Below are 13,652 nucleotides of genomic sequence, written 5' to 3' on the forward strand. Positions count from 1 at the left end.
GCTTACTGAGCCGCCGCTGTCAGTGCCTGATCCACCATCGAGGGCGTCAGCACGGTTGAGAGTTGTTGGCCCGGCCCGTTGTGTTTCGGGAATACCACATACAAGGGTACGCCGGGCGAGTGGTATTCCTGCAGAAACGCGCTGATGGTCGGATTGACGTCAGTCCAGTCGCCTTTCATGTAGATCGCGCCAGTGCGCTTGAGCAGGTCATGGAAAGTCTGCGTATCCAGCACGGTGTGCTCGTTCGCCTTGCAGGTGACGCACCAGTCGGCCGTCATGTCGACGAACACTGGCGTATCGGATGCGCGCAGGGCGGCGAGCTTTTCCGGCGTATAGGCAACCACGCCTTCCTCCGTGGCAACCACGGTCGACGGTGGCGGAACATGCGCCAGCAGATACAGCGGCACGAGGGCAGCTAGCGCCAGCAAGGCAACAAATACCTTGCTCAGTGCCCGCCCGTGGCGGCTGCGTTCGAACCACCACAGCGCCATTGCCAGCAGCACCATCGTTACCAGCACCAGGCCAACCGCATCCGCGCCACGCTGATGCGCCAGCACCCAGACCAGCCATGCGGCGGTGAGATACATCGGGAAGGCCAGCACTTCCTTCAGCGTTTCCATCCAGCGGCCCGGTCGTGGCAGCAAGCGGGCCAGCGCCGGAACAAAACCGATCAACAGAAACGGCAGCGCCAGCCCGACGCCGAGCATCAGGAACACCAGCAGCGCCGACAGCATCGGCGCGGCGAAAGCGTAGGCCAGCGCACTGCCCATGAACGGTGCGGTGCACGGGCTAGCTACCACCACCGCCAGCACGCCGGTAAAGAAATCGCCGGCGTGGCCGGAACGCGACGCCAGCGAGGCACCGGTATTGCCCAGCGAGGCGCCGAACTGCACCACGCCCGACATCGATAGTCCGACCGCCAGCATCACGCAGGCCAGCACGCCAACCAGCAGCGGCTGCTGCAGCTGCGAACCCCAGCCCAGCGCGTGGCCGGCCGAACGTAACGCGATGATGCCGAGGCCTAGCGCGGCAAAACTGCACAGCACGCCGGCGCTGTAGTACAGCGCATGACGGCGAGCGCTGCCGGTGCTTTCGCCACTTTCCAGGATACTCACCGCCTTGATCGACAGCACCGGCAGCACGCACGGCATCAGGTTCAGTACCAGGCCTCCGCCCAACGCCAGCAACAACGCGCTTAGCAGGCTGACCTGCAGCGGCGTACCGGTGATGCCGGCGGGCGGCATTTCCGGAGCTACGGCTGTGCTGTCGGTCACGTTGCTGCCGCTGGCCAGATCAATGGTCAGCGTGCGGTGCATCAATGGATAGCACAAACCGCCGTCCTGGCAGCCCTGAAAACTGGCGTCGAGATCAAGCGAGTGACGGCCGGCAGGATTCCCATCGATCGTCACCGGCAGTTCCAGCTGATCGAAATAGACGGTGACGCTGCCGTACTTAGCATCCTGATGCATCACACCGGCGGGCCATGCCGGCTTCAGACTCAAACCTGCCGTATCGCGCAGCTGCAGCGTGGTCTGGTCGCGATAGAGGTAATAGCCCTTGGGCATGGTCCAGCGCAGCAGCAGATGGCCTGGCGAGCTGGCCAGGGCCTCAAAACGAAACGCTTGTTCGGGAGGCAGGGCGCCCATGCCGGCTGCGCCTGATGACTTGCTGCCCAGCGAATGCAGGGCAGCGCCGAGTGAATTAGCTGCTGCATTGCCATCGCCGGATGTCGCGCCATCCGCTTTCACAGCGCCTGCTGGCACGGGCAGATCGATCTGCTCGGTATGTGGCGGATAGCAGATTTTTGGATCCACTTCGTGGCAACCCTGGTACTGCACGCTCAGTGCCAGCCGTGCCGTGCCGGCGGCCAGCGTGTAGGGCACGGTCGCGTCGATGCTGTGGTGATAGATTTCCACGTCACCAAGGTATTCGTCGTGATGCTTTTCGCCATCCGGGAACTGCGGATCGCCCAGCGTGACGCCGGCACCCGCCTTGAATTTCATGCGGCCGCGATAGAGGTAGTAATCCTGAGCGAGCGTCCAGTGCAGCTTCAGCACGCCAGGTGTGGATGCGCCGGCAGTGAGCTTGTAGGCCTCGGTGACCGGCAGCAGGTCTGCCGTGCTTTGCGAAAAGGCCGGTACGGCAGCGAACAGCAGGCCCAGATATAACAGTGCACAGATCAGCGCACGGCCGGCAAGCAACGGTCTCATCACGACTCCAGCAATCGGGGCCTGCGGGGACAGGCGACTTGGCATTATGGCTTAGTACGACCGGCGTGATAGCCGGCAACCCACAGTTCGGCGAGATTAGAAGTGACGCCGTAGGTAAGCGTTGAATGGTCGAATGTCAGCCAAATGCACGGCAGTTGGTGTCTTACATGGCTATAAGTGGCTATTCGTTCATCGGACCTTGAAAGTTACGTCAAGGTGCCCAATCTGCTGTCGAGTAACCGGTTCGAGACGCTTGCAGTGGGAATCTGCACTGCTAAAATTGGCACTCATTACCAGTGAGTGCTAACAAGTCGCCGATTCGGGTCTTCGAAGCCTCAGTTCATCTCACTCGTTCCGTCTCAATAGCCAAGCTGGAGTCATCCATGAGCACACTGCGTCCGTTGCATGATCGCGTCATCGTCAAGCGTCTCGAAGAAGAGCGCGTCTCGGCCGGCGGCATCGTCATCCCTGACAGCGCCACCGAAAAGCCGACCCGCGGCAAGGTCACCGCCGCCGGTACCGGCCTGATCCAGAAGGACGGCAGCGTGCGTCCGATGTCGGTCAAGACGGGCGACACCGTGCTGTTCGGCAAGTACGCCGGCCAGGAAATCAAGATCGACGGCGAAGATCTGGTGTTCCTGAAAGAAGACGACATCGTGGCTGTCATTGAAGGTTGATTGAATGGGGCCTTGTTGGGAGAGCGCGACATCGAGAGCGCGCACCTCAGTCGCCTTTGGCTCCTTTCTGTTGGACTTTCGCAAGCGACAAACCTTTCCTTATTTAATTTTTTTGAGGCAAAAAAATCATGGCAGCTAAAGAAGTCCGTTTTGGCGAAGACGCCCGCGCCCGCATGCTGAAGGGTGTGAATACCCTGGCCAATGCGGTCAAGGTCACCCTCGGTCCCAAGGGCCGCAATGTCGTGCTCGAGAAGAGCTTCGGCGCGCCGACGATCACCAAGGACGGCGTGTCCGTCGCGAAAGAGATCGAGTTGGCCGACAAGTACGAAAACCTCGGTGCGCAGATCGTCAAGGAAGCCGCTTCCAAGACCTCCGACGTCGCCGGTGACGGCACCACCACCGCGACCGTGCTGGCCCAGGCGTTCATCCAGGAAGGCCTCAAGGCGGTTGCCGCCGGCATCAACCCGATGGACCTGAAGCGCGGCATCGACAAGGCGGTGATCGCCGCTGTCGGCGAGCTCAAGAAGCTCTCGAACCCGACCGCGAACGACAAGGAAATTGCCCAGGTCGGTACGATCTCGGCCAACTCCGACACCAACATTGGCGACATCATTGCCACCGCGATGAAGAAAGTCGGCAAGGAAGGCGTGATCACGGTTGAAGAAGGTTCGGGCCTCGAGAACGAACTGGACGTCGTCGAGGGCATGCAGTTCGATCGCGGCTATCTGTCGCCGTACTTCATCAACAACCAGGCTTCGCAGCAGGTTGAGCTGGACGACCCGTACATCCTGATCCACGACAAGAAAGTGTCCAACGTCCGCGAGCTGCTGCCCGTGCTCGAAGCCGTCGCCAAGGCCGGCAAGCCGCTGCTGATCGTCGCCGAGGAAGTCGAAGGCGAGGCGCTGGCCACCCTGGTCGTCAACACGATCCGCGGCATCGTCAAGGTTGCGGCCGTCAAGGCGCCGGGCTTCGGCGATCGTCGCAAGGCGATCCTGGAAGACATCGCGGTGCTGACCAACGGTCAGGTCGTGTCCGAGGAAGTGGGCCTGTCGCTGGAAAAGACCACGATCGCCGATCTGGGTCGCGCCAAGCGCATCGTCATCACCAAGGAAAACACCACGATCATCGACGGTGCCGGTGAAGCCGAGAAGATTCAGTCGCGCATCGGCCAGATCAAGGCGCAGATCGAAGAGACCTCGTCCGACTATGACCGCGAGAAGCTGCAAGAGCGCGTGGCCAAGCTGGCCGGCGGTGTTGCCGTGATCAAGGTCGGTGCCGGCACCGAGATCGAAATGAAGGAAAAGAAAGCACGCGTTGAAGACGCCCTGCACGCCACGCGCGCAGCCGTCGAAGAAGGCGTGGTTCCCGGCGGTGGCGTTGCACTGATCCGCGCACTGAAGGCTGTCGAAGGCCTGAAGGGCGACAACCCGGACCAGGACCTGGGCATTGCGATCACCCGTCGTGCGCTGGAATCCCCGCTGCGCGCCATCGTTGCCAACGCCGGTGAAGAGCCGTCGGTTGTCGTACAGCGCGTCAAGGAAGGCAAGGGTAACTTCGGTTACAACGCTGCCACTGGCGAGTACGGCGACATGGTCGAGATGGGCATCCTGGATCCGACCAAGGTGACTCGTTCGGCTCTGCAGCACGCTGCATCGGTTGCCGGTCTGGCGATCACCACCGAGGCGATCGTTGCCGAAGTGCCGAAGAAAGACGACGGCCACGGTCATGGCGGTGGTCAGGGCGGCGGCATGGGCGGCATGGGTGGTATGGACTTCTAAGTCTGTCGTCCCTGCGTCAAATCAGAAAACCCCGCTTCGGCGGGGTTTTCTTTTGGTAGTGACGTGAGTGTGCTTCATTACCTTTGGTTGGCAGCAAAGCGTGCCGCTGTCCCCTATCATTCCGAGATGATTTTAGGGATACATTCGTGGATCAAGCCCAACTCAACACCCTCACCAATTTTCTCTGGAATATTGCCGATGACGTGCTGCGCGACATCTATGTGCGCGGCAAGTATCGCGATGTAATCCTGCCGATGACGGTGCTGCGTCGGCTCGACGCCGTGCTAGAGCCGACCAAACAGGCCGTGCTGGACATGAAGGCCGCGCTCGATCGCGAGAACATCACCAATCAGGACGATGCTCTGCGCGCCGCCGCCAACCAGGCGTTCTACAACACGTCGCCGTTCCGCTTGCGCGATCTCAAGTCGCGCGCCACCCGGCAAAAGCTGAAGGACGACTTCGAGGTCTACCTAGACGGCTTTTCGCCGAACGTGCAGGACATCCTCAACAACTTCGAGTTTCGCCACCAGCTTCCACGCCTGTCCAAGGCTGACGCGCTCGGTCCGCTGATCGAGAAGTTCCTCGACAAGGACATCAACTTAGGTCCGCAGGCGCAGGGCGACCTGCCTGCGCTCGACAACCATTCGATGGGTACCTTGTTCGAGGAACTCGTGCGTCGCTTCAACGAGGACAACAACGAAGAGGCCGGCGAACACTGGACCCCACGCGATGCCGTACGGCTGATGGCCAACCTGATGTTCCTGCCGGTGGCCGGGCAGATCGAATCGGGTACCTACTTACTGTACGACTGCGCTTGTGGTACTGGCGGCATGCTGACCGTGGCGGAAGAAACCCTGCAGCAGATTGCCCGCGAACACGGCAAGCAGGTGGCAACCCATCTCTATGGCCAGGAGATCAACGGCGAAACCTACGCGATCTGCAAGGCCGATCTACTGATCAAGGGCGATGGCGATGCTGCCGACAACATCGTCGGCGGACCGGAGCATTCCACGCTTTCCAACGACGCGTTCCGCGCGCAGAGCTTCGATTTCATGCTCGCCAATCCGCCGTATGGCAAGAGTTGGAAGAGTGACCTTGAGCGTATGGGCGGCAAGAAGGATCTGCGTGATCCGCGCTTCGTTATCCAGCATGGCGATGAACCGGAATACTCGTTGATCACCCGCTCCAGTGACGGCCAGATGATGTTTCTGGCCAACATGCTGAGCAAGATGAAGCACGACACCCCGCTTGGCAGCCGCATTGCTGAGGTACACAACGGTTCATCGCTGTTCACCGGCGACGCGGGGCAGGGCGAAAGCAACATCCGTCGCTGGATCATCGAGAGCGACTGGCTTGAAGCCATCGTCGCCCTGCCGTTGAACATGTTCTACAACACCGGCATCGCCACCTACGTCTGGGTGCTCAGCAACCGCAAACCCGTGCACCGGCAGGGCCGGGTGCAGCTGATCGATGCCAGCCAGTGGTTTCACCCGCTGCGCAAGAATATGGGCAAGAAGAACTGCGAGCTGTCGGCCGAGGATATCCGCCGCATTTGCGATACGTTCGTTGCGTTTGAGGAAAGCGAGCAATCCAAGATCTTTCCCACCGCCGCCTTCGGTTACTGGAAGGTCAAGGTCGAGCGCCCGCTGCGTCTGCACAGCCAACTCAGTCGCGCGCGCATCGAAACCCTGCGCTTTGCCTCTGGCGACGAGGACATTCGCGCCGCTCTCTATGACGATCTCGGCGAGACGCTGTTCGACGCTCCCGCCTCGGTGCGCAAGGAGTTGGAACAACGCCTCAACGACTGGGGCAAATCCGACGCCGAGGATGAGAGCGACGGCGAGGAAGTACCTGTTGCGCGCAGCCTGTCCGACAAAAAGAAGAAGAAATTGCTCAACGTGGACACCTGGAAGCGCGACGCGATGCTGGTCGACACCGCGCTGCGCCTGCGCGAAGAACTGGGCGATGGTTTGTTCGAGGACCACAACGACTTTGTCGATCAACTCGAAACTGTGCTCGCGCGCCTGGATATCAAGTTGAGCGCGACCGACAGGAGGGTGATCGTCAATGCGGTGAGCTGGCGGGTGGAGGATGCGCCGCCGGTCATCCGCAAGCACCACAAACCAGGCAAAGTTCAGCCTGACCCGTTGCGCGGCCTGTACGCGGTGCAAATGGACGGCAAGCCCTGGGTCGTAGAGTACGAGCCTGACAGCGAGCTGCGCGACCACGAACAGATTCCGCTGCTCGAAGCGGGCGGTATCGAGGCCTTCATTCGCCGCGAGGTGCTGCCGTACACGCCGGATGCCTGGATCGTCGAGGCTGACACCAAGGTCGGTTACGAGATCAGCTTTACCCGGCACTTCTACAAACCACCGGTGCTGCGCAGTCTGGCTGAGATCAGCGCGGACATTCTGGCACTGGAGCAGGAGACTGAAGGCCTGTTGTCGGAAATCGTCAGCGATGTGACGGCATGAGGCGCTGGTTCGCGTATCGCAGGCTGCCTTGCACACAGCGCCAAATCAACTTTATATTGCAGGCTGTGTTTAATATGCACGGAAATTTGGGCCATATGCAAGCCAGCCTCGCATGAGCACGCCCGATCCTCGCGCCAGCGATGGGATGAAGCCTCACCGCGCCGGGCGATATATCGCCCAGCCTACCGGCTATCGCGCATTCTTCCCCACTCCTTTGCCTCCGCAGCCGTCCGTGCGGCTGGAAGGCGAATTGCAGACTCTGCTTTCACTGGCTGATCGTGCGCTCGGTCGCCTCGATGGCTCGATTCAGACGCTGCCCAATCCCGATCTGTTCGTTTTCATGTATGTCCGCAAGGAGGCGGTGCTGTCCAGTCAGATAGAAGGCACGCAAAGTTCGCTGCAGGACCTGCTCGCTGCGGAGGCACATATCCTTGCGCCGGATCGTCCGCGCGATGTCGACGAAGTAGTCAACTACGTTGCAGCCATGAACTATGGATTGTCCCGGCTGCAGGAACTGCCGGTGTCGGTGCGCCTGATCCGCGAAATTCACGAGCGGCTGTTGCAGGGCGTACGCGGCATGCGGTTGACGCCGGGCGAGCTGCGCGTCTCGCAGAACTGGATCGGCCCTGCCGGTTGCACGTTGAATGAAGCGAGCTACGTACCGCCGCCGCCGCACGAAGTGCCGCTCGCACTCGGCGCACTGGAAACCTTCTTGCACGCTGACAGCGAACTGCCCCAACTTATCCAGATCGGCTTGGCGCATGCGCAATTCGAAACCATTCACCCCTTTCTCGATGGCAACGGTCGCGTAGGCCGCCTGTTGATCACCTTTCTGCTTTGTCAGCGCGAAATTTTGCTCAAGCCAGTACTCTATCTGTCGCACTTCTTCAAGCAACATCGCACGGAGTACTACGAGCGGCTGCAGGCAGTCCGGGATGGTGGCGATTGGGAAGGGTGGCTGGGGTTTTTCCTGCGCGGCGTTGCCAGCGTCAGTCGCGAGGCCACTGAAACCGCTCGGCGCATTCTGGCCCTGCGCGAGGATCACCGTGCCAGGGTCACCGCCGGCCTCGGTCGCGCAGCCGGTAATGGCCACAAGGTGCTTGAACAGCTTTACCAGCGACCGATTGTTTCGGTGGCTGACGTGCAGGCGCTGACCACCACCACCTTCACCGCTGCCAACAACCTGGTCTCGCGGCTGGTGGAACTGGGCGTACTGGTGGAAGCCACCGGTTACCGGCGCAATCGGCTGTTCCGCTATCAGGCGTATATCGAATTGTTCGGCGAGCCGGGTGACGCGGCGGAAGGGGCGCCGGCATGATCGATGGGTTGAAGCCGTATGCGGCGTACAAGGATTCGGAGCTGCCTTGGCTTGGAAGCTATCCGGAGCAATGGTCGCTGCGCCGAACGAAAGTGCTATTTCAGGAGCGTGTCCAAAAGGGCTTCCCACGCGAGCCATTGCTCGCCGCTACCCAATCAAAAGGCGTGGTCAAGAAGGAGGATTACGAGAATCGAACTGTCACGGCACAGAAGGACCTCCACCTCTTGAAGCTGGTCGAAAAGGGAGATTTCGTAATAAGTCTCCGGTCGTTCCAAGGAGGGATTGAGGTGGCGCACTGCCGCGGAATAATTAGCCCGGCTTACACGGTGCTACGTCCGAGGGCATTAGTAGCGAGTAGATATTTCTTTCATTTCTTCAAGTCCCGTCAGTTCATCGAAAGCCTTGGGCTTTTTGTCACGGGCATCCGCGAAGGACAAAACATTGACTACGGGCGGTTGAGCAGAGTTGAGCTGCCTTTGCCGCCGCCCGACGAACAAACCGCCATCGTGCGCTTTCTGGATCACGCCAACCGCAAGATCGACGGCTTTATCCGCGCCAAGCGCAAGTTGATCGCGCTGTTGAACGAGCAGAAACAGGCTATCACCCATCGTGCGGTGACGCGCGGGCTGGATCCCGATGTGCTGCTCAAGCCTTCAGGTATCGAGTGGCTGGGTGATATTCCGGCACATTGGGAGCTTCGTCGAGCAAAGCAACTCTGCAGCCGTATCGTCGATTGCAAGAACCGTACGCCAGATCAAGTGGATGGCGGCGAGTATGTGGTGGTACGTACCACGAATATTCGAAACGGTCGCTTCTCGCTGCGCGGCTCATACCCCACTGATCGCGAGAACTTCGAGATATGGACTCAACGCGGTGCGCCACGTTCGGGCGATGTTTTTTTTACGCGGGAAGCGCCCATGGGCGAAGCATGCCTGGTTCCCGAATTACAGAACCTCTGCATGGGTCAGCGCATGATGTACATGCGCCCTAATCCAAGTGAGCTCAATCCGGAGTTTCTGCTTCATTCGGTCTATGGGCCAGTCGTGCGCGCCTACATTCAACACGTTTCAAATGGCAGCACAGTTGGTCATCTTCGACTCGGTCAAATTGGTGCAATTCCGCTGCTCTGGTGCCCCATTGAAGAACAGCGTGAAATCGTGGCGCGGATACGCGCCGAGTCCACCCCGCTGGAAGAAGCCATCACCCGTACCGAACGCGAAATCGCCCTGATGCAGGAATATCGCACCCGTCTGACCACCGATGTCGTTACCGGCAAGCTGGATGTGCGGGTGGCAGCAGCGAGCTTGCCCGAGATCGTCGACGCGGCAGCCGATGAAGCCGCCATCGACGAGACCACGGACGAACTGGAATTCGAGGACACCGAATGAGCGACCGGCCCGCCATACCACTGGGCGTCCAGCGAGAAGTGCTGCACGCCTCCTGCCATCGCTGTGCGGTTTGTGGCTTCGGCTTGTCGATCGAGCTGGCACACATCATTCCGTGGCGGACAACCAAGGATCACAACGCCGTTAATCTGATCGCGCTCTGTGCCAACTGCCACACGATGGCCGACAAGCAAGGCTGGAAGTCCAAGGACTTCGAGTCCTACAAGTTGCAGCCGTGGGCCTTGCGCACTAATGGCAGTCAGCCGATGAGCGTGGCGCAGAAGGCGATGGTCGACCTGATCCTGGCCCGCGATGCCGCCGACATGGGCGATTTCCAGCGCGTGCAATTGGTGCGAATGATAGCGGCTTATGCGGGCGTGATGGTCGCCGATGTCAAGCTGGTCGCGGTCGCGCCCAGCAATAGCTCACTTGTCCGTATTGAATTGCCAGTTGATGCCGCCGAACGCCTGATCCTCGCCTTCCAGGCGCAGGATCCACGGCTGATCGCCTTCCTGGATGAGTTTGCATTGCCGGCAGGCTCCGAACTCGAGCTGGCGCTGCCCGTTCCCGGTTCACGAGCGGCCTTCGGTCTCGACGGTGGCATCAAGCTGATCGAAACTGCACGGCCGACACCGGTGGACAAACCACCGATAACCAAGATAACGAATATAAAGGAGGAGGGGCTGGAATCGCTGATCGTCAGCGCCATGACTGCCTTCGACTGGATCGCGGGCCGCAACGCCGACTACGAGCGTGAATACGCGGTCGATCTGGAACAACTTGTGTCATTCCTTGAAAAGACGCAGGAAGAGATCGCCGCCGCGCTCGACCTGCGCCATGACGGCCCCAGCCGGCGCAAGTTTCTTGCCCAGTTGCAGGGCGAGATCACTCGGCGCGGCACCATCGATCTGCTGCGCAAAGGCTTCGGCCACGGCAAGCATCAGATCGACCTGTTCTATGGCACGCCCTCGCCGGAGAATGCCAAGGCCGTCGCGCGACATGCCGCCAATCGCTTCAGCGTCACCCGACAACTGCATTACAGCCGCGAGCAGAGCAAACGCTCGCTGGATCTTGCGCTGTTTATCAACGGCTTGCCGGTGGCTACCTTTGAGCTGAAGAACAGCTTGACCAAGCAGACTGCCGAAGATGCTGAAGAGCAGTACAAGCGCGATCGAGATCCGCGCGAGACGCTGTTTCAGTTCGGCCGCTGCGTGGTGCACTTCGCGCTCGACGACCACGAAGTGCGCATGTGTACCGAGCTCAAGGGCAGCAAGGGTACGGCCAGGGAGTCTTGGTTCCTGCCGTTCAACCAGGGCTGGAATCAGGGTGCTGGCAACCCGCCCAACCCTTACGGGATCAAGACCGACTATCTGTGGCGGCGCATCCTCACGCCGGGTGGCCTGACCGACATCCTGGAAAACTACGCGCAGATCGTCGAAGAGAAGAACGAAAAGACCGGCAAGAAGAAACGCGTGCAGGTATTTCCGCGCTACCACCAGCTCGATGTGGTGCGCAAACTGCTCGCCGATGCGGCTTGGTTCGGTGTCGGCAAGCGTTACCTGATCCAGCATTCGGCCGGCAGCGGCAAGTCCAACTCCATCGCATGGTTGGCCCACCAGTTGATCGGCCTGCGCAAGGATGGGCACGAGCTGTTCGATTCGATCATCGTGATCACCGACCGGCGCCTGCTCGATCGGCAGATCCGCGAAACCATCCGCGGCTTCGCCCAGGTCTCGACCCTGATCGGCGCGGTGAAGGAAGGCGCGGGCAGTTCGAAGACCGAGCAGCTCACTAGATTCCTGCGCGATGGCAAGAAGATCATCATCTCGACCGTGCAGACGTTTCCGTTCGTGCTCGACCGCATCGGCGACGCACATCGCAGCGGCGCGTTCGCGATCATCATCGACGAGGCGCACTCCAGCCAGGGCGGGCGCACCGCCAGCAAGCTCAACATGGCGCTGGCCGAAGAACCCGCGGACTACGACAGCGAGGAGGATCTCGAAGATCGCATCAATGCGATCATCGCGTCGCGCAAGATGCTCAACAATGCGAGTTATTTCGCTTTTACCGCCACACCGAAAAACAAAACGCTCGAGATGTTTGGTGCGCCGTATCGGGTGGGCGAAGAGACCAAGTACCGGCCTTTCCATACCTACACGATGAAACAGGCGATCGAGGAGGGTTTTATCCTCGATGTGCTCAAGTACTACACGCCGGTGGAAAGCTATTACCGGTTGGCTAAGACCATCACCGGCGACCCCGAGTTCGACGTCAAGAAGGCACGCAAAAAACTGCGCGTCTACGTGGAGAGCCACAGCAAGGCGATCCGCGACAAAGCCGAGATCATGATCGATCACTTCCACGAGCAGGTGATCGGCCAGCACAAGATTGGCGGGCAGGCGCGGGCGATGGTGGTGACCGCCAGCATTGAGCGTGCGATCCAGTATTTCTTCGCCTTCCGCGACTATCTGGCGGAAATCAAGAGCCCGTACCGCGCCATTGTCGCCTTCTCCGGCGAGCCGGAATACAAAGGCGAGAAGGTAACCGAGGCGAGGTTGAACGGCTTCCCCGGCGGCGAGATTGCCGAGCGCATCCAAGAGGACCCGTATCGCTTCCTGATCTGCGCCGACAAGTTCCAAACTGGCTACGACGAGCCGCTATTGCACACAATGTATGTGGACAAGGCGCTGTCGAGCATCAAGGCGGTGCAGACGCTGTCGCGCTTGAACCGTGCGCACCCGAAGAAGCACGACGTATTTGTGCTGGACTTCCACAACGACGTTGACACCATCGAAAAGGCGTTCGCCGCTTACTACCGCACTACCATCCTCTGCCGCGAGACGGACGCCGATAAGCTGCACACGCTGAAATACGAGCTGGACAGCTACCAGGTCTATGCGCCGGAACAGATCGATACGTTAGTGCAACTGTACCTGGACGGTGCGGACCGCGACCGGCTCGATCCGATCCTCGATGCCTGCGTCGCTGTCTATGTACAAGACCTCGATGAAGAGGGGCAGGTCGCGTTCAAGGGCAGGGCCAAGGCCTTCACGCGCACCTACGACTTCCTCGCCACCATTCTCCCCTACGGCGTGCAAGCCTGGGAGAAGCTGTCAATCTTCCTGAATTTCCTGATCGCCAAGCTGCCCGCACCGGTGGAGGAAGACCTGGCCAAGGGCATCCTCGATGCCATCGACATGGACAGCTACCGCGCCGAGAAAAAGGCCACCCTCGCGATTGCATTACCCGACGCCGACGCCGAGATCGAGCCCGTTCCTACCTCCAGCGGCGGCCGCAAACCGGAGCCGGAACTGGATACGCTATCCAACATTGTGAAGGCCTTCAACGAGCAATTCGTTGGCTTGTTTGCCGATCCGCAGCGCATGGAGCAGCGCCTCATCGGTGAAATACCTACCCGAGTGTCGGCCGATCAGGCCTATCAGAATGCCAGACAGAACTCGGACCGACAGAACGCTCGTATCGAGCACGACAAGGCATTAAAACGAGTGCTCACCGCGCTGTTCTCGGATGACGCCCAGTTGTTCAAGCAGTTCCAGGATAATGAATCGTTCCGCCATTGGTTGACCGAGACGGTGTTCAGTTTGACCTATGACGAGCCCTGAGGTGCGGCTTTTGCAAACCGCGCACTTTCGTCGAAAGCCATCTGCCAGAAGCCAGTCGCGCTTCGGTTCGGTTAAGGCACAGATGGAGAGGATTTTGCTACACGCACGGCATTGCGGTTGGTGGTATGGACTTCTAAGTCCCGCTTCTCAGCTTCAAATAAGAAAACCCCGTCAAGGCGGGGTTTTC

General features: G+C 60.0%; 7 protein-coding genes. 6 read left to right on the plus strand and 1 reads right to left on the minus strand.

Annotated elements, in window-relative coordinates; translation table 11 throughout:
• Nucleotides 1-2: 2 nt before the first annotated feature.
• The gene (locus HDE80_RS21145; protein ID WP_184674215.1) at nucleotides 3-2,210 is read right to left on the minus strand and encodes a protein-disulfide reductase DsbD; all 2,208 of its coding nucleotides are present in this window, start codon (nucleotides 2,208-2,210) and stop codon (nucleotides 3-5) included.
• A gap of 383 nt (nucleotides 2,211-2,593) precedes the next feature.
• Between HDE80_RS21145 and HDE80_RS21150 the strand changes: the two genes are divergently transcribed.
• The 6 genes from HDE80_RS21150 to HDE80_RS21175 all read left to right on the plus strand — a co-directional run bounded on the left by HDE80_RS21150 (nucleotide 2,594) and on the right by HDE80_RS21175 (nucleotide 13,465).
• Nucleotides 2,594-2,887: a co-chaperone GroES gene (locus HDE80_RS21150; RefSeq protein WP_184602594.1), complete on the plus strand. Its 294-nt coding sequence runs from the start codon at nucleotides 2,594-2,596 to the stop codon at nucleotides 2,885-2,887.
• Nucleotides 2,888-3,015: 128 nt separating this feature from the next.
• Entirely contained in the window at nucleotides 3,016-4,665 is a 1,650-nt protein-coding gene (gene groL / locus HDE80_RS21155; protein ID WP_184602593.1) for a chaperonin GroEL, read from the plus strand.
• A 146-nt stretch (nucleotides 4,666-4,811) separates the two neighbouring features.
• Nucleotides 4,812-7,139: a class I SAM-dependent DNA methyltransferase gene (locus HDE80_RS21160; protein ID WP_184674216.1), complete on the plus strand. Its 2,328-nt coding sequence runs from the start codon at nucleotides 4,812-4,814 to the stop codon at nucleotides 7,137-7,139.
• A gap of 145 nt (nucleotides 7,140-7,284) precedes the next feature.
• Nucleotides 7,285-8,457 carry a Fic family protein gene (locus tag HDE80_RS21165; protein ID WP_184674268.1) on the plus strand — a complete coding sequence of 391 codons (1,173 nt, stop codon included), beginning with the start codon at nucleotides 7,285-7,287 and terminating at the stop codon, nucleotides 8,455-8,457.
• The gene (locus tag HDE80_RS21170; protein WP_184674217.1) at nucleotides 8,454-9,845 is read left to right on the plus strand and encodes a restriction endonuclease subunit S; all 1,392 of its coding nucleotides are present in this window, start codon (nucleotides 8,454-8,456) and stop codon (nucleotides 9,843-9,845) included. The genes HDE80_RS21165 and HDE80_RS21170 overlap by 4 nt, the downstream gene beginning before the upstream one ends.
• Nucleotides 9,842-13,465: a type I restriction endonuclease gene (locus HDE80_RS21175; RefSeq protein ID WP_184674218.1), complete on the plus strand. Its 3,624-nt coding sequence runs from the start codon at nucleotides 9,842-9,844 to the stop codon at nucleotides 13,463-13,465. The genes HDE80_RS21170 and HDE80_RS21175 overlap by 4 nt, the downstream gene beginning before the upstream one ends.
• Nucleotides 13,466-13,652 lie beyond the last annotated feature (187 nt).

It is taken from the genome of Rhodanobacter sp. A1T4 (assembly GCF_014207185.1).
Taxonomy (GTDB): Bacteria; Pseudomonadota; Gammaproteobacteria; order Xanthomonadales; family Rhodanobacteraceae; genus Rhodanobacter.

Coding starts and splice junctions, on each gene's coding strand:
- HDE80_RS21170 (WP_184674217.1), top strand. CDS start 8,454: ATGATCGATGGGTTGAAGCCGTATGCGGCGTACAAGGATTCGGAGCTG.
- HDE80_RS21150 (WP_184602594.1), top strand. CDS start 2,594: ATGAGCACACTGCGTCCGTTGCATGATCGCGTCATCGTCAAGCGTCTC.
- HDE80_RS21165 (WP_184674268.1), top strand. CDS start 7,285: ATGAAGCCTCACCGCGCCGGGCGATATATCGCCCAGCCTACCGGCTAT.
- groL (WP_184602593.1), top strand. CDS start 3,016: ATGGCAGCTAAAGAAGTCCGTTTTGGCGAAGACGCCCGCGCCCGCATG.
- HDE80_RS21175 (WP_184674218.1), top strand. CDS start 9,842: ATGAGCGACCGGCCCGCCATACCACTGGGCGTCCAGCGAGAAGTGCTG.
- HDE80_RS21145 (WP_184674215.1), bottom strand. CDS start 2,210: ATGAGACCGTTGCTTGCCGGCCGTGCGCTGATCTGTGCACTGTTATAT.